Source organism: Xanthomonas sp. DAR 80977, assembly GCF_041240605.1.
Lineage (GTDB): Bacteria > Pseudomonadota > Gammaproteobacteria > Xanthomonadales > Xanthomonadaceae > Xanthomonas_A > Xanthomonas_A bundabergensis.
Genome location: NZ_CP162487.1, coordinates 4,737,539 through 4,761,566 on the forward strand (window position 1 = coordinate 4,737,539; position 24,028 = coordinate 4,761,566).

Genomic DNA, 24,028 nt, shown 5'->3' on the forward strand with positions numbered 1-24,028 from the left:
CCTATTCCGACTCGATCCCCGCCAGCGCGAACACCCACCCCGGCACCGCCGGCTCGCCGGCATAGAAGTCCTTGGGCTTGTGCTCGGCCATGGCCCAGCGGTGCAGCCAGCTGATGCCGCCGCGGCCGGTGTAGCCCTCGGCATGCCGGTAGGCCGGATCGCGCAGCGCCTCGTCCAAGGTGATGAACGCATAGCCGCGGCGGCGGGTGGCCGCGATCAGCTCCGGGAACGCGACGGCGTTCAATTCGTTGGCATGCATCAGCCACACCTGGGCGATGCGGTGGCCAAACAGCCGCTGCGACTGCGCCTCGAAATAGTCCAGCTTGTTGAGCATGTACGGCACGTAGCCCTTGCGCAGCCGCAGCAGCGTAGCGTCGCGCGCCGCGCCTGCAGGCTCGGTCTCCAGCACCTTCGCATAGGCGAAGGCCCACACCCATTCGCCGTTGTCCACGGTGACCGGCGCGATGCGGTAGCCGCGCGCGGCGACGAAGGCGACCACCGCGTCGCGATCGGCGTCGTTGCGGCCGGTGGCCAGGTACGGGTGGCGGAACCAGCGCAATGGTTGCCCGTACTCGGCCAGCAGCGGCCGCAAGCGGCGTTCGCCGCGCACGATGGCGTCCTCGTAGGCCGGCAATCCCACCTCGTGCAGGTTCACATGGCCGTAGGTGTGGTTGCCCAGTTCGTAGCCCGCGTCCAGCCAATCGCGCAGCATCGCCACGCGCTGCGGCTGCAACTGGCCATCCTGTTCGAGCTTGTCCTCGTTGACGAAGCCGACGATGGGCACGCCCGCCTGCTGCAACGACGCCATCAGCTGCGCATGGAACGCCGGCAACTGCGCGGCCGGCGTCTTGCCCATGCGCTGCCATGGCAGGTCGTCGATGGTCACGGCGATGCGGCGATCGGCGTCCTGCGCCTGCGCCTGCGCGACGGCGAACACGGCCAGCAGGGCCAGCAACACGAAGCGGCGGTAGCGGTTCATCGGTCGCACCAGATCACGGAGCGGCCAAGTCTAGCGGCTGCCGACGCTTGCGGCTTCGCGCCGCGATACGGCCGGCACCGCAGCGCTGGCGCAGCGTCGGCGATGCATCGTCCGGATCGCGCCGGCAGGCCGGATCGCGGCATGGCATGATCCAGCGCCGTCCATGCGCCGGAACGGCAACGCCAATGAGGCCAGGAGATCGAGATTGAGCAAGTCGTTGTCGGTGGGATTGGTTGCAGTGCTCCTTGTCGCTTGTACCGTTACGTCGCAGGAACCCGCGCCGACGTCGGCGCCACATGCGTCGAAACAGGCGCCGGCGGCGCCGGCGATAGCCTCCGTCGCGGGCGGACAACGCGGCGAAGGCAAGCCCTATGAAATCGCCGACAGCCAGGTCTGGAACGTGCCCGACCCGGTCTCCGGGCGCGACTACCAGGTGTTCGTCGCGCTGCCGCGTTCCTATGCCGACGATCCCGGCCGCCGCTATCCCGTGCTCTACGTCACCGACGCCGACTACTCCTTTCCGTTGGTCCGGCAGATCGCGCGCCGCTTGAACGGCGAAGGGCCGGCCATCGACGATTTCGTCCTGGTCGGCCTGTCCTATGCGATCGGCGACGAACCCATGCCCAGCCGGCGACGCGACTACACCCCGACGCCGGAAGGCGGAGCGGACGCGCCACCGGACGCGACGCATGGCAAGGCGGGCGACTACCTGGCCTACCTGCGCAGCCAGGTGCTGCCGTTCGTGGCGCAGCGCTACCGCACCGACGAACGCAGGCGCCTGTTCCTGGGCCACTCCTACGGTGGCCTGCTCGGCACCCAGATCCTGCTGAGCGCGCCGGAGACGTTCTCCGGCTACATCCTCGGCAGCCCGTCCTACTGGTATGGCGAGCACGTCATGCAGGGGCAGGAAAAGGCCTTCGCCGCCACCCACAAGGACTTGCCGGCGCAGGTCTACATGTACGTCGGCGAATACGAGCAGCGGCGCTATGGACAGAACTACGACATGGTGTCGGATGCGCAAGCGATGACGCAGACGCTGCGAGGGAGGCGCTATCCGTCACTGCAGCTGCAGCTGGACGTGCTCGCCGACGAGGACCACCTGAGCGTGGCGCCGCGCGGATTCACGCATGGGCTGAAATATCTGCTGGAGACCGAGGCGCATCGGCAGGCGCGCCTGTGACCCGAGGTTTCACGCGGCGGCGGATGCCACCGCGAACGTGCCGTACGCCGTCGCATGCACGGCGCCTGCAGCAGGCACGCCATGCCGATCGGCAACTCCAGAGCAAGGCACGACCGCACAGCTGAATTCATCGCCGGAGAGTAGCGCCAAGCGCTTGTTCGCCACGGCAGCGGGATCCGCTTGCGCCGTCGTTGCACAAACGGCCATACACGACAGCATGGCCGATCCGCGTCCACGGAGTGATCGACGACCTCGCGCGCCATCGCGTGTCTTCCACGATGCCGCGTTCGGCGACGCTTCCTGCGCCGCTCGGACGAACAGGGCGTGGCAGGTCGACGACCCGCCACGCCCTGCGCTCACATCGCCTTCTTGATCTCTTCCGCTTTCGCCAGATGCTGCTCGACGTGGGTCTTGGTCTCGGCAAGATGCTGCTTGACCGGCTCGGTCGATGCCGCCGCCATCATCTGCGTGTCGATCAGCGACAGCGCGTCCTTGTGCCCGGCGATCATCGCGTCGATGTAGGCCGCGGCGTAGTCCTTGCCGGATTTCTGCCCGAGCGTGGCCAGTTCCTGTTCGCCCTTGCCCTGCAGTTGCTTGACGTCCGGCGTTTCGGCCAGCGTGCCCAGCGCCTTGGTCTTTTCCAGGTTCTCGGCGTGCTCCTTCTCCATCATCTTCGCGTATTCCAGCACCGCGCCCGTCACCTGCTTCTCCTGCGCCTGCTTCGCCGCGGCGATTTCGTTCTTGTCGACCGCTCCCAGCAAGCCCAGGGCGATGTCGTCGCCCGAACTCGCGCGCGCCGCGCCCTCCGGGGCCGGGCTGGCCTCGCCGACCGGCAGCGTGGTAGGGGTCGCGGTACCGCCGACCGGCGTCGGCTCGGCGCTTGCGGCGGGCGTTTCTGCCGATGGCGCCGGTACGTCGGTGTCCTTGTTCGGCTTGCAGCCCGCGACGGCCAGCGCAGCGGCGATGGACAGGACCAACAGTGAATGTCTCATGTGCGATTCCCTCTCGAATGTGGGGATCAGCATCCGCCTGCGCGGGTGAAGACGGCCCATGCAGTGCGCATGAATTCTTCAGCCATCGTGCATTCGCGAGACGACCGGCGCATTGTGCACATGCCGTGAGGCAAGCGCCTTGGCTGTTCGTTCGAGAATGGAATCGAGTCCTGTCCCACTAAGGTGCGCGCCATTGCAAGCGTTCCGATGGGAATCGCACAGCGCCCGGCTTGCGGAATCGGCACCGCATTTGCCGGCGGCTTTCACTCAATACTTGAGCGCATGCGCGGCAGGGGCGAGCGCGGCGAAGCGGGCAGTGCTGAAATCGTGCAGCAGGCGCACGACCTGCTCGCCTTCCTGCGCGTAACGCCGGATGTCGCTCTTGGCGAGGCGGTACAGACCGCCATCGCGGGCGAACACCAGGTCGCCGCCGTCCCAGTCGGCCCAGTCGGTGCCGGGCAGGTCCAGCACCACGGCGCCTTCGCGGTCCAGGACACGATGGTCCAGGCCGTACCACGCTGCGTTCTCGCGGCCGACGGCATGCAACAGCGACTGCAGCCGGCGTCCGCTGGCGCCCGCCTTCTCCCATACGCGCGGCCGGGTGAAACGATAGAGCGTGGTGGAGCTCAGGCCGCCGGTTTCGCCCGCGCCCGCATCGATCACCTGCCAGCCGTCGCGCTGCCGCAGCACGCTGTCGATCGGCTCGTCCTCGCCGCCGCCCGAATGGCGGCCGAACGGCCGCAGCTGCACGTCATGCGGCACCTGGAAGCCGGTCGGCAACGGAAACGGATCGCGGCCTTCCTGCGGGCGATGGTTCAACAGCAGCGTCCGCTCGTCCTCGAACATGCCGCCACCGCCCCAGGTATCGCCTTTCGGCCACAACGCCAGCGCGGTCAAGAACGGCGGGCGCGAGATGGCCGTCCACGTACCGAAATCCCCGTGCTGTTTCGAAGCGAAATAGACCAGCAGCCGGCCCGACGGCGACAGATCGCAACGCCGTTCGTAGATGCGGCCCTTGAACCATTGCCCGTGTTCGAATGTGTCGTCGCGCAGGTCCCAGCGAATGAGCTGCACCTGCTTGCTGGGCCCGCGACGGAAGATCACGCCGTTGCGGCCTTCGCGTGCCAGCAGCGCGTAGAGCCGGGTGGCGGGGGAACGCTGCCCATCGTTGTGCCGAGTCACTTCCACGCGATCGCCTCCATGACACCGCAGGCTGCCCGAACCCGCTGCGTACGTCCAGCCCAGGAGCGACGTTCGGTTCTGCGCATCGACCAATCGTAGCTGCATGTGCAGGCAACAAGCAGATCGTCCAACAGCAGGCTCTGTTTCGGGATCGCAAGCGTCTGCACGCGCATGACAAGTGCAAAAAAGGCAAGGTAAGCTGCGGCCAATCAGCCACTCCCCATGGCAGGTCCATGCGCCGCGTCCAGACCGATGCCCTCTCCATCGAGCTGCCCGATCGCTTCACCGTCGTGCGGCAGGTGGGCCAGTTCATCAAGGCGGCGTATCCCATCGCCGACGACGAGGTCGCGCTCGGCATCGTGATCGCGCGGCGCAAGACCCCGCACGACGCGGCCGCCGCCGATCCGTGGGGGGAGTTCCGTGGCGAATGCCGGACACGGCGCGGCGAGGTGACGGTGCTGGCGGAACAGGCGCTGGAGATCGACGGCCGCGCCGGCTTGCAGATGACCGTGCAGGGCAATGGCTACACCTACCTGTTCGCCATGGTGCAACTGGGCGACGCGTTGTCTCTGGACATCGCCGGCGACTGCCCGGCCGGGACCGAGGCCGAGCACGTTCCGGTGCTGGAGGCCGCGCTGCGCAGCCTGCGCGTGACCGGCAATCCCGCCGCCGCGCTGGCCGCACACGAGGCCTGGATGCAGGACATGTTCGGCGGCGATGAGGACGAGGACGAGGACGCCGATGCGCATCCCGCGCCGGCGACCGCAGCGGCGGAACCGTTCCGCATTCCCGAGGACGGCGTGGAGGTGTTCCGGATCGACGACCTGGCCTTCGACGTCCCGCGCCAGACCAAGGCGGGCATCGACACGGCGAGCAGCACCGGCGGCGAGCTGACCATCGACCTGCAGGCCCGCGCGCGCAAGGCGGATGCCGCCGTGCGGCCGCACCTGGTGGACGACGCCAAGGTCTATTTCCGCTTCTCGGTGAAGGGCGTCCACCGCGCCGGGATTCCGACCGGCCGGATCCGTTTCGAGGACGATCGCGAACCCTCCCACAATGCCTATCTCTGGTCCGGCGGGCTGCGCTACGGCCTCAAGCTCTGGGGCGAGCTGGTCCTGGAACAGGGCTGGGTCGGCTTCAGCGGCTACCTGCAGGCCGATGGTGCGGGCCATCGCTATCCCGTGCGCATCGCATGCAAGCTGGCGACGCAGTCCCTGGACTGGTCCAATTATCGCTTCACCTCGATGGACGAAGTATCGAGCGCACCTACCGGCGTGCCGCGCCACCTGCACCTGTCCAACCTGGCCGGACCCACGCTGCCGGACGCGCTGTTCGCCTATCGAGCGCTGCGTTCGCTCAGCCTCTACTACGACGACGAAGCGGCCGCCGCCAACGGCTTGCGGGAACTATCGGACGCGGTGGCCGGCCTGGCCAATCTGGAGGAACTGACCATCGTGCGCGCCAGCGCGCTCGCGCAGCTGCCCGCCGCACTCGGGGCGCTGCGCGGATTGCGGCGCCTGCACGTCACCGGCACCGGCATCCGCGCGCTGCCGCCGCAGTTGCTGTCGCTGCCGCTGGAGTATTGCGTGCTGGACAACAACGCGCTCGCGCAACTACCCGAAGCGCCGTTCCCGGCCACGCTCAAGACCCTCTCGCTCGCGCGCAACCAATTGCAGACCGTGCCCGCCAGCGTGGCGGCGTTGCCGGCGCTGCAGCGGCTGGATCTCACCCACAACCCCTTGACCGCGCTACCGGCCGGCCTGGAACGCATCGAGCGATTGGAACTGGAGCTAGCGAAGAAGCACGCGCTGCTGGACTACCGCTACAAGGGCGCCGATGGACGGGGCAGCATCGCCTTCGACGACGATGCGTTCTTCGCACGCAACGATTCGATCCTGGCGAACCGGTTGCAGGAAGCGCTGGCCAGCGACACACAGTGGGCGCCGTACCGCTCCGGGATGCAGGCGCTGGCCTGGCACGCGGTGGCACTGGCCACGGACGCGCCGGACGACTACCGGGAGCGCGGCAACACCCGCTTCGGCGGACTGCCAGACCTGCCGCCGGACATGCCCTACCCACTTCATGCCGCCGCCGACGGCAGCACGCAGCCCATGCAGTTCATCGCGCAACTGGACTGCGCGCAGTTGGCTCCCTTGCAACGCTACCTGCCGCGCAGCGGCGTGCTGTATTTCTTCATCTCCGACCAGGAAGACCTCGTGCCACGCGTCGTCCACCACGACGGCCCGCGCGATGCCCTGCAGACGGCGGCGGAGCTGGCGCTCGATGCCGCCCAGATCGACGGCATGGAAGACAGCACCCAGCCCTACCGCGCAAGCGCCGCCGCCTGCATCAGCGTGCCGCACTTCTATTCGGACGAGGCGTATTACCAAGACGCGGCCGAGGGCCTGGACGGCCTGGAGGATGCCGACGAACTCGTCGCGTCGCTGCGCGATCGCCTGGCGGCGCAATCCAGCGTCCCGCCGGTGCATGGCGTGAACAGCCATGTGTTCAAGCAGCACGACACCCCGCTGAGCGAAGCCGCCAACCGCCTGCGCGGACGTGCCGAGGACTTCATGGTGCTGCTGCGCGTGGCCTCGGACCCGCAACCCGGCTTCTGCTTCTGGGACGCGGGCGAGCTGTATTTCGTGATCCACAAGAGCGACCTCGCCAAGCGCGATTTCTCCAACGTGTACTGCGGGCTGGAGAGCAGCTAGCCGCGTACCCGCCGCGCGTCGTCATCGGGACGCGGCCGCCGTCCCGACCGCCCATGCCGCCGGCGATCGCCCAGCAGCCGATCTGCATCCGCCCGGAGATGCCGGCAACGACAACAGCACTGCAAGCAAACTCGATAAGATCGCCGGCGGGCTTCACCCGCAATCCAACCGGGGGCGATGTGGCATCGAACAAGCGGAACCGGCTGCGCGACACGGGCCTCTGGATCGGACTGGTCTTCGGGATGGCGTTGTCCAGCGGCGTGCAGGCCAGATCGGTGTCGGTGTCCAGCCCCGATCGCAGGATCGTGGCCGTGCTCAGCGACGACGACGGCGGGTTGCGCTACCGGATCGAGGCCGATGGCCAGGCGCTGCTCGCCCCATCGCCGCTGGGGATCCGCGTGGACGGCCTGGAGCTCGGCATGCAAAGCGCGATCGGCAGCGTGCGCCGCGGCACGACCGACGCCCGCTATCGGTTCAACGGCGTCAAGGCGGTGGCGACCGACCATGCCAACACCGCCACGGTGGCGCTCACCGCGCACGGCCGCACCTTCGAGGCGGACCTGCATGTCGCCGACGACGGCGTGGCGGTCCGTCTGCGCCTGCCCGCCCACGCGGGCAGCACGGTCGAGGCCGACCGCTCCGCATGGACATTGGCCGAGGCCGATCCGCCGGTGTGGGCCACCGCGCTGCTGCCCGACTACGAGAACAGCTACACCTGCACGACCCTGCGCGGCATGGTGGCCGGACGCTACGGCCTGCCGCTCACCGCGCACAGCAGGGGATTCTGGATCACCCTGAGCGAAGCGGCGGTGGTCGACTACGGCGACCTGGCCATCGAACGCGGCGCGGGCGGCAGCCTGTCCGGCGTGCTGTATGCCGATCCGCAGGGCTGGCGCACGGATGCGGCAGTCGTGCAGCCGTGGCGGGTGACCATCGTCGCGCGCACGCTGACCGAGCTGGTCAACTCGACCCTGGTGCAGGACCTCAACCCGCCGCCATCGCCGGCACTGGCCAAGGCCGACTGGATCCGGCCCGGGCGTTCGGCATGGCAATGGCTGGCGGTCGGCGAGCCGCGCGAGGACGACCAGCGGCAATGGGTCGACTGGACCCACCAGCTCGGCTTCGAGTACTACCTGGTGGACGACGGCTGGCGCGCGTGGCAGCACCCGTGGGAAACGCTGGCGGCCACCGCGCGCCATGCGCGTACGCAAGGCGTCGGCCTGTGGCTATGGGTGCACAGCCGCGACGTGCAGCATGCACCCGAACGCAAGGCGCTGCTGCGCCAGATCGCCGCCACCGGCATCGTCGGGGTCAAGGTCGATTTCCCGGCGCCGGCCAGCCGCGAGTGGTCCAACTGGTACGTGGACGTGGCGCGCGACGCGGCGGCCGAACGCCTGATGGTCGATTTACACGGCGCGATGAAACCCACCGGCACCGAGCGCACCTGGCCCAACGTGCTGACCCGCGAGGGCGTGCGCGGGCACGAGTGGCACATCACCCGCTACAGGCGCGTGCTGGCCGCCGAGCACGACACCATCCTGCCCTTCACCCGCTACGTCGTCGGGCCTGGCGACTACACGCCCACCGTGTTCGAGCCGAAGGAACTGATGGGCAACAGTTGGGCGCACGAACTGGCGCAGATGGTCCTGTTCACCTCGCCGTTCCTGGCGATGGGCGGGCATCCGCAGACCTATCTCGCCAATCCCGCATTGGACGTGATCAAAGCGGTGCCCGCCACATGGGACGAAACCCTCGTGCTGCCCGGCAGCGAGCCGGGCAAGGTGGCGGCCATGGCCAGGCGCCATGGCCGCGACTGGTTCATCGCGGTCATCAACGGTGGCACCGCTACCCGCATGACACTGAAGCTGGATTTCATGAAGAAGGGAAAGTGGAAGCTCACCGAATTGCGCGACGCGCCTGCGCGGCCGGATGCGTGGGAACGCACGGAACGGCAGGTGCACCGCGACGGAGCGATCGCGCTGGAGCTGGCGCCGCGTGGCGGCTTCGTCGGCTACCTGAAAGCGGAGTAGGCGCCTGCGTTCCAGCGACGCCGGCAACCACCTACAACGAGAAGCGGAAGTCGTAGGAGATCCGTGTGCCGCCGCTCAGATTGTCCAGCGTGCCGTGCACCATCTCCGTCCCGTAGAACATGAAGCCTTCGCCATAGGCGAGCTCGACCGGCTTGAAGTCGCTCAGGCCCGGCGCCGATTCCACGTACATCGAATTGCTGCCGTGGGTGCGGGTCACCGGCAGCCAGATGTTGACCAGATTCGGCCGCTGCCCGTATTCCTCGTCGCGGTGGAAGCGCAGGATCGCGCGCGAGCCGTGGAAGTTGACCCGCATCATCGCCTCCGGCTGCAGGCTGCGGATCGGGCCGACGAAACCGGCGACGTGCTCGAACACCAGCGACTGGATCAGCGCCATCGAGCGCTGGATCACCGCCTCGCGCAAGGCCTTGCTGACATCCCAGCTGTTGCGGGTGACGAAGTGGTGCGGCAACGGCAGGCCCGCCTCCTGTGGATTCCAGCGCGGATCCAGGTGCAGGGTCTCCAGCGCGTCGGTGCCGAAGAACTCGGCCACGATCGCGCGCAGGTCCCAGCGCGCGGTGTCGTAGGCGAAGATCGACGACAGCGGCAGGGCGTGCCCCGCCACCTCCACCGTCGCCTCGCTGCGGGAACGGATCGGGGACGCACCGGATTCGATGATCTGGGCTGCCATGCCGCGCTCGCACCAATTGGCTGGCGGCCTAGCCCGCCAGCGCCAGGGCCTTGGTGAGCAGGCTTTCCGCCGCCACCGAATCGTCCTTGGGGCGCGAGGCCTTGGCGGTGCCGAGCGAGGGATTGTCGTCTTCCTCCGCCAGCACTTCGACCACCGCGACCGCCACCTCGGTCATGACCTCGGTGGTCACTTCGGTGGTGACCTCCGTCGTGACTTCGGTGGTGACTTCCGTCGTCACCTCGGTGGTCACCTCGGTCGTCGTGTTGCTGATCAGCGCGGCGACCACGGTGATGTTCGGCGGATTGGAACTGGACTTGGTGGTGCCCGAAAGATTGACGTAGGTCGGCTGCGCACCGCTGCTCCACAGCTCGCCGTACAGCGTCAGCGTCGGCGCCTGCGAATTGGAGAACTGGATGATCGCGTTCTGCGCATTGCCGTTCTGGCTGGACCAGGCGAGCTGGTCGATCTCGCCCTTCGGGCCTTTCTCGCCGGTGTAGACCGGCTGCTTGATGGTCGCGCCGGCGTAGGTGACCTGCGGGGCACTGATCACCAGCTTGTCGCTGAGCGGCGTGCTCTTGCCGTCGCTGGTCAGGCTGAACAGGTTGTAGGTCCCGTTCCAGGTGGACAGCTGCTGGGTCGCGGTGCCGGCATTGCCGAACAGGTTGTTGGCCGCCGGCAGCGGGTCGCTGCCCTGCGCGAACAGGCCGACGAAGCCGTTGACGCCGGCATTCTGGTAGAACGTGAGTTGCGCCGAGGTCGCGTTGTTGCCCGACGCGGACCAGCTCACCCCGGTCGCGGTGAACGCCGGGGAATTGATCGCGGCACCGTTGACCGTGATCGACTGGTTGCTGGCGTCGATCACCACCGGGCCGGGGATATAGGTTTTCCCGTCCGGTTGCAGCCAGCTGGTCATGTAGGTTCCGGACGGATCGAAGGTCGCCATTGTCTTGTCCTTTTTTCCTGCGGAGGGATTCGCGATGGAGGATCAGGCCTCGATCAGGCTGTCCTTGCTGGTGTGGACCTCGGCCATGGCCCGGGTCACGGCGGAAGGCGTCGCCGCGTAGCCGCGCTGCCGCAGCCAGGCGGCGAGCAGGCCCTCGTACTCGCCGATCGGGATCTCGCGGTCGGCGACGGCCTGCGCGGTCGCGGCCTGGCGATCGCGGTACTCCCGGGCCAGTGCCGGATCGAGCAGGGCGGCGCCGACGAAGCGCACCGCTTCCTTGTCCGGGTCGCGCTTGAACATCATCCGGGTCACGCCGGTGTGCTGCAGCAGCAGCGAACGCCGCTGCTCGGCGGTCAGGCCTTCGCGCGCATCCAGGTAGGCCCTGGGATTGCGCCGGAACTCGCCCTGGGCGCGCTGATCCAGCGCGAGCGTGAGCAGTGTCTGGTACAGCGCCTCCGAGGCGAAGCTGTACTTGTAGCCGGGCGGCACCTTGTGATTGTGGATGTTGCGATGCGCGATCTCGGCCAGCACCGGATAGTCGTCGCGGTCGCAGATCAGCGGCGTGCGCCGCGCCTCGCTGATCTTGGCCAGGCCGAGCTTGACCAGCATCTCCGGATCGGACTGGATCGCGTCCTTGGCCGGGATGAAGAAAGTCGAAATGCCGGACACCTTCGCCTTCACTTCGGCGTCGCGGTAGTCGCCGATCACGTGGCGGTCGATCTGCGGCGGGCCGGAGAACATGTTGGCGACATAATTGATCGCCGGATGCTCGGCGCCGTAGATCTCCTCGAGATAATCGAGCAGCACATCGAACTTGTCGTTCTTGTAGCCGCCGAACTTGAACCCGAGATCGCCGATGCAGCCGACCTGCCACAGCACGAAGTTGGCGGTGGTGTCGATCTTGCGCCGGCGCAGCAGGAAATCCGTCGCTTCGTAGATCTGCATCCCCGGAACGCTCGGGTCCACGCCCAGGTCGGCGTAGAGGCAGTCCTCGGCCGACACTGCCGGCAGCATCACCGCGTCGTAGCCTTCCCCGCGTGCGATCGCGATCGCGTTGTGCGACGGCGTCACGAAGACGCCGGGATGGCCGTAGAACAGCGCGCAGACGTATTTTCCCGCGCGCACCTCGGCCATGATCCGCTCGATCATCTGCACGTAGGTGATGATCCGCGCCTTGTCGTCGGCGTAGTACTCGTAGAGGTCGAAGGCATTGGGGTTCTGCGCCTCGATCCACATGTCGGTGACCGGATCGGCGGCCGCGTACAGCACGATGTCCGCCTGCTGGATGTGCGCCTGCGCCTCCAGCGTGAAGTGCGACACCGCCTTGATCCCCGAACCGATGACGACCAGCCGGCCCGCTTTCTCGTCCACAGCACCCTGTTCGCTACCTGACATAAAGGCCGCCCCAAGCTTCAGAGAGAGCTAGGAACGCTACGCCGATCCGCTGGATAGTTTGTAGACATCTCGAGGCCAATCAAGCAGGAAATTTTTCACTTTTCATGACCGTTCCGATTTTCCTAGGACTCCATTCCGATAGCGGCTGTCGCCCTTTTCCCATGCCAGAAACTTCGGTGCAGTGCGTGCTTTGCCGCCATGCAAGAAAATGCAGACAGGCGCTTCCTGTTTTCCGGCACCACGCCACTGTCGGCGTGAGGTGCATTCCGTGCCACGGCACCTGCCGTAGACAAGCTTCGCCCCCCTGGCCAGACCCTCCGCTCCATCACAGAAACGTGGACGTCGTGCTTCCTACAGTCGGGTCGGTCGCGGCGTCCCGTGACCGTCCATCCACAGGAGAGCGACGATGAACCTCGAATGGGTATGCGCGCGGCTAGCGGCGAAAACGACGAAGGCGATGAAGGCCCATGGATGCAACCTCGCCCTGGCCGCAGCCCTGGCGATGCTGGCGGCCGGCACGGCCCAGGCGGCAACGCCGCAGGCGATGCCGAGCGATGCGCTGACACGCGCACAGGCGCTCGACCACGATCTGCCCGCCATCGCGGCCGCGCTGGATGTCGACCCGCAGCGCGCACGCAGCATCATGAACGTGCAGGCGCATGCCGCCGACCTGGCGGAAACGCTGCGCGCGCAGTACGCCGACCGGCTCGCAGGCATGTACATCGAGCACGATCCGATCGATCGGCTGGTGGTACGCCTGACCGGCAGCCAGGCGGTTCGCACCCAGTTCCGTACCTTCGGCACCGATACGCTCGAAATCGCCTTCGAACCCGGTGCCGCGCATACCGTCGCGCAATTGGCCAACGGCCTGCAGCGGGTACTCGCCGCGGGCCTGCACGAGAGCGCGCCGGGCATTCATGCCGGCTACGTGGACGAGCGCAGCGGCACGATCGTCATCGAAGTGGATCCGGGCACCAGGAACCTGGCCGGATTGACGGCGCGCACCGAACAGCTCGCCGGCGTGCCGGTACGCATCGGCGCCGCGCCGCGCGCGGCGACGCAGGCCGTGTACGGCAGCGGCAGCATTTCATCGCTGTGCACCACGGGATTCGCGGTCTACCATGCGGCCAGCAACCAGAACGGCGTATTGACCGCGGGACACTGCGATACCGGCGCGGCGCAGACCTACTCGGGTATCGACGGCGCATCGCACACGCTGAATGAAGTGGCATTGCTGGCCAACGCGAATGCGGACCTGCTGCGCCTGGGCAATACCGCCGTCGCCTTCGGCGGCTACTTCTACGCCGACGCCTGGCGTGCGGCCACGGGACGGCGCACGCGCGCGGCCACCACCACCGGCGCCGTGCACTGCCACTACGGGCGCAACGGCGGCTACAACTGCGGCAGCGTGCAGTCCACGGTCGCCAATCCCGGCAACATCTGCGGCCCCAACAACAACGTCGCCTGCAACGCGGTGTACGTGCGCGTCGCCGGCACGTCGCTGTTCTGCGTCGGCGGCGACAGCGGCGGGCCGTGGTTCACGGGAACCACGCTCGCCGCCGGCATCCACTTCGCCGGGCCCACGGCGGGCGGCAGCCCGTGCTACTACACCAGCACCGATTGGGCCTATGACAGCATGGGCCTCAACCTGCTCTATCCGTAACACCTGGGCGCAGCATGCTGCCGCGCAGCGTGCGCACGAGATCGGCCGGTCCATGAACGGCCGATCTTCCGTCGAACATGGGAAGCACAATGCGACGTTCGGGAATTGCACTGATGATGTGTCTGGGCGCGGCTGGATGCGGCAAGAGCAACGGCCCCACCGACGGCCCGGCGAGCGCGCCCGCGGACCCCGCCAAGGTGGCCGCACCGGCCGACGCGGCCGAGCCGGACACCGGCCCGCTCGTGGAGCAGTTGCGCAAGCGCTACGCCGAGCGCCTGGCAGGCCTCTACTACGAGCGAGAGCAGCGCCGCATCGTGGTGCGGTTGACGGGGACCACGCCCGTGCCGCCGGAACGGCACACGGTGGCAGGCGGCACCGTGCAGGTCGTGTTCGAGCCTGGCGCCCCGCACGCCTTGGCGGACTTGAACCGGATCCTGGCCGACAGCACCGCCAGGATCGCGGCGGCGCTGCCGACCGCGCACGGCCGCTACGTGGACGAACGCACCGGCGCGATCGTCATCGCGATCGCCCCGGACGCCATTGGCGGCAAGGCGAAAGAGGCCGAACTGACACAAGCGCTCGGCGTGCCGGTGCGGATCGAGGAAGAGGCGCCTGCCGTGCCGCAGCGACAGCCTGCGCAGCGATAGCGCTCCCGTTTCGGCGTGGAAGCGCTCTACTTGGCGATGACCGAGGTCCCGGACGGCACCATGTAGCACGCCTGCGCCTTGGCGCAGGCCTCGGCGTTGATCTCGGCGATCTGGCTGGCCAGGTATTGTTCCGGGGTCAGGCCCATGCGGTTGCGGTACGCGTTGTCAGCATCGGCCTTGGCGACCTGTTCCTGCTCGCGCTGGCGCTCGGCGGTGGTGGCCTCGACCAGCGTCTTGACCCGCTGCTGCTGCGCGGCGGTGAGGTTCATCTGCTGCAGCACGTCCGCATTGGGACGCGCACGGCCAAGGGTGATGTTCTGGATCTGGATCGGCAGGCCCTGCTCCTTGACCAGCGCGCGCACGCTCTCGGTGACCGCATCGTCGATCTTCCGCGCGGTGTCCGGGTCGCTCATCATCCGCGTCATGTCGTAGCGCTTCACCTGGTCGCGCACGATCGCCGCGTACTGGCTGGCCACGTTGTTCTTGAACCAGTCCTGCCCGAAACCCGACAACAGCAAGGCCGGCGCGGTGATCCGGTATTGGATCTGGGTGGAGAAATCCAACAGAATGTTGTCGCTGGACGAGAAATCGTCGAACGCCACCTGCACGGTCTGCGGCGTGACATCCACGTACACCGCCGAGGTGGTCCACCAGGCATAGGTGCGGCCGGGCTCGCGCACATCGTCCAGGCGGATGCCGCCCTTGCCCAGGAAAATGGGCTTGTCCACCAGCACGGCCTGCTGCCCCGGATCGGGCGAGACCACGGTACACGCGCAGAGCAGGCTCGCCATCGCGGCGGCCAGCGGAAGGTGTTTCATCGATGTCCCCTGTTCGGCCGGCGCCCCTCGCCGTCCACTGTGCGCAAATCCTAGCCGATTGCGGCGGGCAAGGCAGCAGGCTTGCCTAAGAAGAGCACGCCGCCCTAAGGCTCCAACATCTACGCAGCCAGCAAGATGCCCAGCCCGATACGACGACATGCAGCGCCACCTAGGCATCGTGATCGCAAATGGGGGATTTGGCGCTGGCCGCATTGCAAACGCGCCTCGCATCCAAAAGCCAGCAATCTGCAGAACCGCGTGACTTCCGCCCGAAATCGCGACGCTTACCCCCGAATCGCAGCAGAATTCTCGCCTTTGGAATCGACAAGCGCTTGACGCATGGTATTTTCCCGCGTCTCTGGGCAAAAGAGCGAAGACGATGCGATTTCCCCCATCCCCAGCCACCGCTCTGCAGCCACGCCGGCATCCTTAAGATGATCACCTTCAACTAAGCAGAAGACTGCACCGAACGCAGCTAGCGCGGCGTACGTCCAAGCGATGAACGTCTGTACGTCTGTCAAATCGAGCCGCACCGCTCCATAGGCGATCAGCATCGCAGTACAGGCAAGCCCGAAGTAGCCAAGCAAGTACCAGCGTCGCTTCCACTTCCTGGTCCCCGAGCTGCTGTTGCGTGGGTTACGCCACCGCAATATCGATGCGTTTGGATCGAATACGAAGGCACCCCATCCATTGGAGACCTCCAACAAGGCACTCGCAGGATCCGAGCTATCCATGAGTCGTCGAATCAAACAGGGCGGCAGGTACTTGCCAAAGCAATGACGAATGCTGACCGACAACCAAAGATCTCCGCGTTTCTCCCACTCCTGGAATATATCTAGGAATTCCTTCCGATTTGCGCTGTACGAGCGATGCAGACCAAAGCCGCCTCTTACCGATATGACGGCGAACCCCATCACGACCAGTGGCACTGCCACTTTGAGTCCACCGGCCGACAGCAAGTACTGAATGACTGCGTCCATCTACTCCCTCCTTTGCATGGCACCAATGATATCGGCATGCTTGATCTCAGTACCAAAGAAGCGCAACTACATGAGCTTCGAGTGATCCCCGATCTCATTGCAGACTTCCAGCGAAGGATTTCTCACCTTCACCACACAACACTTGCTGGCCGCCATGTCGTCTTCGGGCTCGACAATGCGGTACAAAAGATAGAGGTTGCTCCGCGACTCCCATGGGCCGAACAAACTGACCTCAGTCGTGCTGCTGCAAACCGCGGCCGCCGCGCCTTGCACCCTCCAACGACGTTTAGCCCATCCGTTGAGGCTTGGCTTGCGTCTGATCGAGCTGCTCTGCATCCTGGGCCTGACGCTGGCCCTGCATGTCGTTCAACGACTGCAACTGCGCCAGCGATTGCTCCACAGGCTTGCTCAACGCATCCTCGGTCGGCATGTGCGCGCGCAGATGCGCGGGATCGTTCAACGCGCCCTGGACGACGAACAGGTTTTCGCCCGCGCGTACATTGCGCGAGTCTTCGCTCAGCGCCACATGGTCGATCCGCGACAGGCCATTCTCCTTTGCCAGACACGCGGCGCTCGCGGCAAGCTTGGCGCTGTTGGCGTCGTAGTCGCGGCCAAGGCCCTGCTCCAGCTTCAGTACAGCTGCTTCTGCCTGTACGTGTAGTGGATCCCGTGCTGTTTCTTGTGCTGCACCCGCAACGCCGGCGTCCGGAATTGCTCGCCCTCCAGGCAGATCCGTGGAACTGATCACCTTTTGCAGCAGGGTGCGCTCCGGCATCGCGTTGTGGTGTTCCTTGTTCAAGTCGCTGCCGGGTATCGGCGCAGGAATGCTCTTGATGTCATCCACGTTCTGCAGCGGCTTGAGCTCGCCTTCAAAGGTTTTGTCGCCGATGCCGAGAATGCTCTTACGATGCAACCCGGCATGATTGAGCGCACCCCATGTGAAGTCGATGCAGCTGTTCGTGGCGCCGCCATACTCCATGCTGAAGCCATACTTGTTTGGAGCCGTGCCGAACTCCTTCAGCTTCTCGTACTGCGCCTTGTCGATTTCCATCGTGCGCGAGTAGTAGGGATCCTTGTAGTCCTTGGCATCACTATCAAAGACTTTTCCTGGCCCACTCGATTCACCATGCTTCGCCGGAGCGAAGCCATAGCTGTTTGATACCGTGCCATCATTGATCGCGTAGTAGACGTGTCCTGCGGCGGACGTCCCTCTGGAGAGCAGCAGAGGCGTGCCTGGTGCGGCCACATAGACGGTGAGCGTATAGCGCTTGTCATGATCGTCCATGGCGTGCGGCCCTTACTTTGCTTTCCGGGTGTAGGCAATCAGGAGCTGTGCGTTCACATCGATCAGCGCTTCGCGATGTCGATCAATCCGCAAGCTGAGCCGATAGCGACCCGCTGGGAGTGATGGGCTGTAAGCGAATGCGAACTCCTTGGATACCGTGTCCGCCGAAGACAGGCCCGCTTCCTGCATCGCTATCGGATCTGCATCGAACGCGAACAGGCCTGGCGCAACGCCATCGGCAGCTACGGCAACGGGCACCTCCTCGCCCCTGCCAACGCGTTGGCTCCGCTCCAATCCCACCTTGGCGGAGCCAGATGACTGAACGCGCTCCAGCTGCACCACCGCGCCCACATCGGCACGCACCAGCCGGTCGCCGGCATCTGCCACCTCACTCGAATCATGGCCTGTGAGTAGCACGCCGATGAAGATCGGTGGTTCCGCGTCATCGGCCTGTGCGGGCAAGTCGAACTCCAGTTCAATGGGCCCCGCATCGTGCGGGACCAAATCACGCACCAACGGCACGACAGTTCGCATATCACTCCGCTCCTTTGCGATGGGCTTGCTTGCGGGCTGTGGCGGCCCGCCGCATCCGGCGATCAAGCCGATCAGCAGCGCCAACAGGGAAAGACGCACTCGGTCCTTTACGATGGGCACGCGTAACCCTCCAGATGGTATCGATGTCGCAACCAAGAGCAATTGGATCATGTTGCCAAGGCCGCCCGCTGCCATGGTAGCGACAATCTCTCCGCCTTTCGCGGGCTAGATCCGCGTGCTGATGGCATCGCCCTCCACCACCGACACCGCCACCTCCCCAGCACGCACGGTGGTCCGCACCTTGCTGCCACTGACGAAGCCCAGTCGCTCCAGCCACAGGCCACGCAGGCGCAGGACCAGGACCGGTGGTCGCCGGTGTAACGCTGTTCGCCGGAATAGTGATCGACACCGCCAGTGCACTGGATAGGCTGGCGCGGGACGCGTTGACGGCAGCGGCGGATCGCGGCATCGAGAGCGGCGTCTAACAGTGCGGCAGCAGCGTTCCGACTTGACGCAAGATCGGATAGCAAGCTAAAGAGCCGCAGGGATGACATGATCGACGAATGGACATGGCGAAAACACCTCCACTGAAGACCACATGGCTAGCCTGCGCGGCAATCGCGGCGCTCTCCACGACAGCATGTTCGGCGCAGCCGCCGTCCCCCGCGCCCAACCATGCCCCCAGCAGCGGGCGGCTGTCGGTGGCCGCAGCGCAAGCCGCAGCCGGCAACGCTCTACAACCGGGCGAGTACGTCACAGAAAAGGGGTGGGGGCGCCTGCTGCTCAAGGAACAGAACGGGGCGTTAACGTTTTCCTTGGAAAGCACCACCGGGGAAGACGTATGTGCGCTGGATGGAGCGATCGACAGCTATCGGGGCGTCGCCAACGGCGACAACGGCCAATCCGCCTGCAGCGTGAAGTTCACCAGCACCCAGCAAGGCATTGACGTGACCGCGGCGACACCCGCCGAGTGCAAGGCATTCTGCGGCTACAACGGCGATTTCGAAGCGCCCTACCTGCGGGTGAAGGAAGGCTGCGGCCGGGACGATCTGGATCGCACACGGACTGCATTCAAGCGCTTCTATGACGGCAAGAACTACAAGGCGGCGATCACCACCTTGTCCCCCACACTGACGAATTGCTTGCCGACGCTGGAATGGGAAGAAGAAGGCGCCATTCGCAACGACCTGGCCATCACCCAGTACAAGAACGGGCTGTATGCGCAATGTCTGGCCACGCTCGACAAGTATGCCGAGGACGCCGGCAAGGACGACGACGCAGCGGTGGAAGGATGGACGCCGACGCTGGCGGATCGCCAACTGGCGATCGTGCGCGCGGCGAGAACCAACATCGGCTTGTGCCGTAAAGCCTTGGCAAAAAATAGGCAACAAGAAGCCGCAGAGTAGCAGCAACTATCCGATGGATTGACCCTGGCTTCGTGACTGCTCTAGCTGCTGAGTCAATGCCAATTCCTGGGAGATCGCCTGATTTGCCACTGCAAGCTTGGCATCGGACTGTCCAATAGGCGTTTGCATGGCCTCCTGTACCGGAACATGCGCACGCAGTTGTGCAGGATCATTGAGCGCCCCCTGCACGGCAAAGATGCGTTCGGGTCCAGCAACCACATGATCCACGCGTGTCAGGGCATTGCCTGACATCGAATAGCCACCGACATCAGGATACTGATCCCGGTTGTCCTTGCATGCCGCCAAAAGACCTCTGCATAGACGTTCGCTGCTCTCATCGAATGGCACCCCGGTTTGGTTGCCAAGCCGTTGAACGCCATCTCTTATCTGCAACAGCATGGCGTGATTGGGATGCGCCGGGTTGTCGGGTCCCACGCGATCAGGCGGATCCTGCTGCTGGTTCAAGTTGAGATCCGTCGCGCCGCTATCGCTCCGTACACGCGCCTCACCCAATTCGATGCCGAGACTACCAGGGTGATAGTCCTTGACTGTCACGGTTTGACCCTGCCCGTTGCCAATCAACAGGTCGGCACCTTGTAACCGGTAGGTGTGCTGGCCATCCGCACTTCGAAACACACCTTCTGGATCTTCTGCTTGTCGCGTGCCGCCCGTCAGCCGTTGGCCACTCCAGAAGATTTGCCCATTGCGATCGGCATCTTGGACTACATCACCATCACCAACGACATAGGTGTCGCTACCGGCACCGCCACGTAGTACGTCGCGACCTTCTCCACCGATCAGAACATCATCCCCTCGACCTCCGATCAGCGTGTCATTCCCGCCCTGCCCCAGCAGCAGATCGTTATTTGCAACCTCATTTCCATTACGGGTCCGCGTTGCATCCAATGTCGCGGCATGATTGGCGTCCACCGCCACACGCGCCGAATCCCGACCAGCATCGACATAGATCGAACCCGCATTGAAGGCAGCATCGGTCAGACGATCGGAGATTTCCGGATGTTGCTCGCGCAGATCAGACAGCAATCGTGTGCGGGCAGGCTCCAAAGATTGCGCCAGTGTCTGCACTTGGCCTCGACCAGCCAGCAAGGTAGCGTAGTCGCGGTTCGCTTCTGAGATGAGATTGCGCTGGCCAGGATTTCCATCCACATCGACGCCCCAGCGTGTCTCGTCCCGATTGATGCGATCCCGGTGCTGTTGGTACATGCGGTACGTCGACAACGCCTCTTCGGCTGTCACGTTGTTCGGATCGTTGTAGAGACCGAACAGTTCCGCCTCCATCACGCGGCGCTTGCGCAGGCCCGCTTCGGCAGTCGCATTGCTGCCCCACGCGTTGTATCGCATTTCGTACCATGCCTCGGCGCGATCTCCCGAGGTGATGGCATCCCGGAACGGCTGCATGTTGTTGGCGTAGGATCCGGCACCACGGTTGTAGACCAACGACACCAACGCAGCGCGCTCCTGTGACATCGGCATATTCAGGCCAGCGATCGGCCGCTCATACTCCGGCATTGATGCTGAAAGCAGACTGTCCCCCTCGGCGGCATTGAGCGTCCTGTCGAATTGCAACCCTAGTCTTGTGCGGTCGCCAGGAGCAGCGGCATCGATGGCCCCGAGCTGGCGCCACTGTGCATCCGTAAGCGCAATTCCCGAATTGCGCCATAGCTCGGTGTTGTTGGAACGGTTGAAGGTATATCCATATCCGATGGTGGCCCGTCCATCCCTTACGTCCTGCGACCTTTCATGCAGGCTTTCAGTGAGCTTTATCAAATCGCCGGTCAACGTGTTGTACTGCTCTTGGGTGAGCTCACGATAGGCAATAGGCATAGAATGATCTCCGTATCAAAGAACCACCGCTACATGATGTTCGAGTAATCCCCTATCTCATTGCACACTTCCTGCGGGGGATTACTCACCTTCACCACCCGGCGCTTGCTAGCGGCCGCGTCGTCTTTAGGGGCAACGATGCGATAGAGAAGATAGAGGCTACCCCGCGATTCCCACAGACCGAACGTTGAGAGCTCCGAGAACTGATACGTCGTCCCGTCAGCTTGAAGCACCTTGATGTCGCACTCGGCGTAGCTGCCCCAGCCACATGTGGCGTCCAAGGACCGGATTCCACCGCCACGCCCGTCAAGATCGAAATGGTAGGAACGCCCGCTGCTGTCCTCGACCACCTGGGGAGCAACCTGGCTTGCTGGCGACGATGTACTGCTCCCCCAGCCACGTGATTGTTCACATAGAGAGACACCCGCTGACGCGGCGTCTTCACCGCCAGCCGACACGGAAGCACACCCTGTCGTCAGAGTCAGGGTCAAGAAGAGATACTGAAAGAACTTGGTTTTCATGCATGCTCTCCTTGCGTTAACGGGACACTGGCCACGCGCCGATGTGCTGGAGGTTCCGCTGTGCGGAAAGTAGCTCACCCACCTGCCGCGCGTCCACGTCAATCGCGATCCGGATTTGCAAGCTCCATCACCAATCTGCCGTTTCGGCAGGTGATCTGAACCTTACGGCCGATGGCTAAGCCCAGTCGCTCCAACCACAGGCCGCTCAGGCGCAGGACCGGGACACGGCGGCCGTCGGTGTGGCGGTGCAACACGGCATAGCCGGGGGCGCAATGATGGGCTGAGTGGCCGCCTGAGCGCCGCTTATGCCCTCAGGCGCCTCACTCCCTTTGCTCGCGCACTGACGCTCGCTGCATCCCAGGGCCGGCCCCGCACCACGAGGCCAGCCCGCTCCGGCGACGCATCCCTGCCGCATCCCACCCATGCCGCGATCAATGCAGCCGCCCGCCTCCCGCAGGCAGCGCGCCCCACTCCACCGCATAGACCGCCCGCTCCTCGCGCACGCCGTTGGACGTGGGTTCGTGCAGCGGCTGGCGCTCGATCTGCAGCAGCAGCGCCCGCATCGCGTTCGCTGCCTCGCAGAGCGTGTCGCCCACCTCTGGGAATGCCTGGCCGGCACGCGCGGTTGCATCGCCGGCTGCCACCGCACGGGCATGGGCCGAGACGGTCTCGGCCAGCAGGGTGAGCTGGTCGAGTTGCGCCAGCGTGACGCGGAAGGCGCCGCCGCCCATGTCCGGCGCCACGGCGACGGTGGCAGCGGGCCGGGCGTCGCGCGTCGTGTCGGTCCGCTGCGCAGGATAGGACAGCGCGTCCAGCACCAGTTCCACCTGGTCGGCCAACAGCTCCAGACAGACCGCCAGCTCGCCCATGCGCACTTTAGGCTCGGCGGCACGCTCCTCGTCCGGCGTGCGCGGCTGCGCCAGCCGGACCAGGAACCTCACGTGATCGCGCAGCTTCGCCAGCCGGAACTGGCTCTCCTCCGGCAGGAAATAGCCGGGCATGTCTTCATCGTCCAACCGGTCGTACGACATCGTTGCCTCCTCGTTCCATGAAGGGGTCCGCCCGCCACGCAGGGCGGACGGGAAGTCGGGAGGTTCGAAACCGCTAGTAGCCGGCGGGCGTATTTCCCCGAAGGGTGTTGTATTAGCCGCCCTCCCGACGCAGGCATCGCGTCGGCTTGCGCCCGAGCATCGGGCACAAAAAACCCACCGGTTTGTCGGAGGTGGGTACCGCTACTAGAGGAGTTTCGACGCTCCTTGATGCAAAGAGTGCTACCGTGATGCGCGGCCTGTCAATAGCGATTTGTAGAATCCTTCATCAAAAATTTGACTCGCTCTAGCGGCGTCAGTGGCTACCTAATATTCGTCGGTCCCATTACGGACCAGATGGTTACCGCGCCGGGCTGACTGCGCAACTAAGTCCACGGAGGTCAAACTGACAACATAAGAGAAAGTGCACTCTGACCCCAGTTCACTTACATGGCCAGCGCGCTGGCTGGCATCTGGTCCCAGCGACGACCGTCCAGCTCGCGACCGTTGGCCTTCTTCGACCGTCGCACGCCGTCGGCACCATGAGCACCCCACTGCTTGAAGAAGAAGCTGACGCCCGCCGCCCTGCACTGCTCGCGGATGTTCCGCGCCCATTCCAGCCGCATTGGCCTAGCGCCATGACCCGACTCACCTCCAACAATGACCCATGCGATGCCCGTCAGGTCCAACTCTCCCAGATCTTCCAGCAGCGGCTCGGCCGACAGGAACCGCGTCAACGCAGGGACATTGCGCAGATGATCGATACGCGGTACACCATGGCGGCGATTCTCGACCGACGTGCCCAACCAAATGTGCGCAGGCAATACCTTGCCCTGCAAGTACTCTGCCATGCGCTCCGGCCGCTTGGTCAGCACCTGGAACGTATGCCAGTCAGCGGCGGACATCTTGGTGAACACCTGGTCGATGAAGGCATCCGGCACTTTCGGGTGGAAAAGGTCGCTCATCGAGTTTACGAAGTAGATCGTGGGCTTCTTCCGCTCCAGCGGCTCGGACAGCTTCTCCGTCCGAAGCCGGATTTTTTTGAACCCGTGCTCGTAGCCAGGCACGCCCATCGCCTGTAGGCGCCGAGCCATAACCTCTGCATAGCAGTGCTTGCATCCGGCAGACACCTTGGTGCACCCAATAATTGGGTTCCAAGTCGCCTCAGTCCATTCAATTCGCGAGCCGGACGCCATAG

22 protein-coding genes are annotated in these 24,028 nt (G+C 65.1%); 6 read left to right on the forward strand and 16 right to left on the reverse strand.

The window, feature by feature from the left end:
• Position 1: 1 nt before the first annotated feature.
• A complete protein-coding gene (locus AB3X10_RS20175; protein WP_369977184.1) occupies positions 2–979 on the reverse strand; it encodes a polysaccharide deacetylase family protein in 978 nt (325 codons plus the stop codon).
• A gap of 163 nt (positions 980–1,142) precedes the next feature.
• Here AB3X10_RS20175 and AB3X10_RS20180 point away from each other — a divergent pair, with 163 nt between their 5' ends.
• On the forward strand, positions 1,143–2,159 hold the full coding sequence (locus AB3X10_RS20180; protein ID WP_369977185.1) for an alpha/beta hydrolase: 1,017 nt from the start codon (positions 1,143–1,145) through the stop codon (positions 2,157–2,159).
• A 356-nt stretch (positions 2,160–2,515) separates the two neighbouring features.
• Here AB3X10_RS20180 and AB3X10_RS20185 read toward each other — a convergent pair whose 3' ends face one another.
• Positions 2,516–3,184, reverse strand: coding sequence for a DUF4142 domain-containing protein (locus AB3X10_RS20185; RefSeq protein ID WP_369977186.1), 669 nt, complete (start codon positions 3,182–3,184; stop codon positions 2,516–2,518).
• Positions 3,185–3,418: 234 nt separating this feature from the next.
• On the reverse strand, positions 3,419–4,426 hold the full coding sequence (locus AB3X10_RS20190; RefSeq protein WP_369977187.1) for a hypothetical protein: 1,008 nt from the start codon (positions 4,424–4,426) through the stop codon (positions 3,419–3,421).
• Between the two features lie 140 nt (positions 4,427–4,566).
• Between AB3X10_RS20190 and AB3X10_RS20195 the strand changes: the two genes are divergently transcribed.
• Positions 4,567–7,047: a DUF1963 domain-containing protein gene (locus AB3X10_RS20195; RefSeq protein WP_369977188.1), complete on the forward strand. Its 2,481-nt coding sequence runs from the start codon at positions 4,567–4,569 to the stop codon at positions 7,045–7,047.
• 242 nt (positions 7,048–7,289) lie between these two features.
• Positions 7,290–9,077 carry a glycoside hydrolase family 97 protein gene (locus tag AB3X10_RS20200; RefSeq protein WP_369977189.1) on the forward strand — a complete coding sequence of 596 codons (1,788 nt, stop codon included), beginning with the start codon at positions 7,290–7,292 and terminating at the stop codon, positions 9,075–9,077.
• Between the two features lie 31 nt (positions 9,078–9,108).
• On the opposite strand, the gene AB3X10_RS20205 is transcribed toward AB3X10_RS20200, so the two are convergent.
• From AB3X10_RS20205 to AB3X10_RS20215, 3 genes are read right to left on the reverse strand one after another with little or no spacing between them, the layout of a single operon-like run.
• The gene (locus AB3X10_RS20205; protein WP_369977190.1) at positions 9,109–9,765 is read right to left on the reverse strand and encodes a hypothetical protein; all 657 of its coding nucleotides are present in this window, start codon (positions 9,763–9,765) and stop codon (positions 9,109–9,111) included.
• A gap of 28 nt (positions 9,766–9,793) precedes the next feature.
• Complete coding sequence (locus tag AB3X10_RS20210; protein WP_369977191.1) at positions 9,794–10,708, reverse strand: hypothetical protein; 915 nt, start codon at positions 10,706–10,708, stop codon at positions 9,794–9,796.
• A gap of 42 nt (positions 10,709–10,750) precedes the next feature.
• Positions 10,751–12,079 carry an SAM-dependent methyltransferase gene (locus AB3X10_RS20215; protein ID WP_369977192.1) on the reverse strand — a complete coding sequence of 443 codons (1,329 nt, stop codon included), beginning with the start codon at positions 12,077–12,079 and terminating at the stop codon, positions 10,751–10,753.
• A 481-nt stretch (positions 12,080–12,560) separates the two neighbouring features.
• Here AB3X10_RS20215 and AB3X10_RS20220 point away from each other — a divergent pair, with 481 nt between their 5' ends.
• A complete protein-coding gene (locus AB3X10_RS20220; RefSeq protein WP_369977193.1) occupies positions 12,561–13,766 on the forward strand; it encodes a hypothetical protein in 1,206 nt (401 codons plus the stop codon).
• Between the two features lie 113 nt (positions 13,767–13,879).
• Positions 13,880–14,413: a hypothetical protein gene (locus tag AB3X10_RS20225; protein ID WP_369977194.1), complete on the forward strand. Its 534-nt coding sequence runs from the start codon at positions 13,880–13,882 to the stop codon at positions 14,411–14,413.
• 26 nt (positions 14,414–14,439) lie between these two features.
• On the opposite strand, the gene AB3X10_RS20230 is transcribed toward AB3X10_RS20225, so the two are convergent.
• From AB3X10_RS20230 to AB3X10_RS20250, 5 genes are all read right to left on the reverse strand, one after another.
• Complete coding sequence (locus AB3X10_RS20230; RefSeq protein ID WP_369977195.1) at positions 14,440–15,231, reverse strand: SPFH domain-containing protein; 792 nt, start codon at positions 15,229–15,231, stop codon at positions 14,440–14,442.
• Between the two features lie 284 nt (positions 15,232–15,515).
• Positions 15,516–16,211 carry a hypothetical protein gene (locus tag AB3X10_RS20235; protein ID WP_369977196.1) on the reverse strand — a complete coding sequence of 232 codons (696 nt, stop codon included), beginning with the start codon at positions 16,209–16,211 and terminating at the stop codon, positions 15,516–15,518.
• 286 nt (positions 16,212–16,497) lie between these two features.
• On the reverse strand, positions 16,498–17,496 hold the full coding sequence (locus AB3X10_RS20240) for an XVIPCD domain-containing protein (protein ID WP_369977197.1): 999 nt from the start codon (positions 17,494–17,496) through the stop codon (positions 16,498–16,500).
• Positions 17,497–17,508: 12 nt separating this feature from the next.
• Entirely contained in the window at positions 17,509–18,150 is a 642-nt protein-coding gene (locus AB3X10_RS20245; protein ID WP_369977198.1) for a hypothetical protein, read from the reverse strand.
• 105 nt (positions 18,151–18,255) lie between these two features.
• Positions 18,256–18,450: a SymE family type I addiction module toxin gene (locus AB3X10_RS20250; RefSeq protein WP_369977199.1), complete on the reverse strand. Its 195-nt coding sequence runs from the start codon at positions 18,448–18,450 to the stop codon at positions 18,256–18,258.
• 143 nt (positions 18,451–18,593) lie between these two features.
• Between AB3X10_RS20250 and AB3X10_RS20255 the strand changes: the two genes are divergently transcribed.
• Positions 18,594–19,436 carry a hypothetical protein gene (locus AB3X10_RS20255; protein WP_369977200.1) on the forward strand — a complete coding sequence of 281 codons (843 nt, stop codon included), beginning with the start codon at positions 18,594–18,596 and terminating at the stop codon, positions 19,434–19,436.
• A 6-nt stretch (positions 19,437–19,442) separates the two neighbouring features.
• Here the strand turns inward: AB3X10_RS20255 and AB3X10_RS20260 are convergent, their stop codons facing one another.
• From AB3X10_RS20260 to AB3X10_RS20280, 5 genes are all read right to left on the reverse strand, one after another.
• Entirely contained in the window at positions 19,443–21,281 is a 1,839-nt protein-coding gene (locus tag AB3X10_RS20260; protein WP_369977201.1) for an XVIPCD domain-containing protein, read from the reverse strand.
• 29 nt (positions 21,282–21,310) lie between these two features.
• The gene (locus AB3X10_RS20265) at positions 21,311–21,802 is read right to left on the reverse strand and encodes a hypothetical protein (protein ID WP_369977202.1); all 492 of its coding nucleotides are present in this window, start codon (positions 21,800–21,802) and stop codon (positions 21,311–21,313) included.
• A 98-nt stretch (positions 21,803–21,900) separates the two neighbouring features.
• Positions 21,901–22,056, reverse strand: coding sequence for a SymE family type I addiction module toxin (locus AB3X10_RS20270; protein WP_369977203.1), 156 nt, complete (start codon positions 22,054–22,056; stop codon positions 21,901–21,903).
• Positions 22,057–22,233: 177 nt separating this feature from the next.
• On the reverse strand, positions 22,234–22,833 hold the full coding sequence (locus tag AB3X10_RS20275; RefSeq protein WP_369977204.1) for an XAC0095 family protein: 600 nt from the start codon (positions 22,831–22,833) through the stop codon (positions 22,234–22,236).
• Between the two features lie 443 nt (positions 22,834–23,276).
• Positions 23,277–24,026 (reverse strand): DUF5131 family protein, encoded by a 750-nt coding sequence (locus tag AB3X10_RS20280; protein WP_369977205.1) that lies wholly within the window; start codon positions 24,024–24,026, stop codon positions 23,277–23,279.
• Between the last annotated feature and the right edge of the window lie 2 nt (positions 24,027–24,028).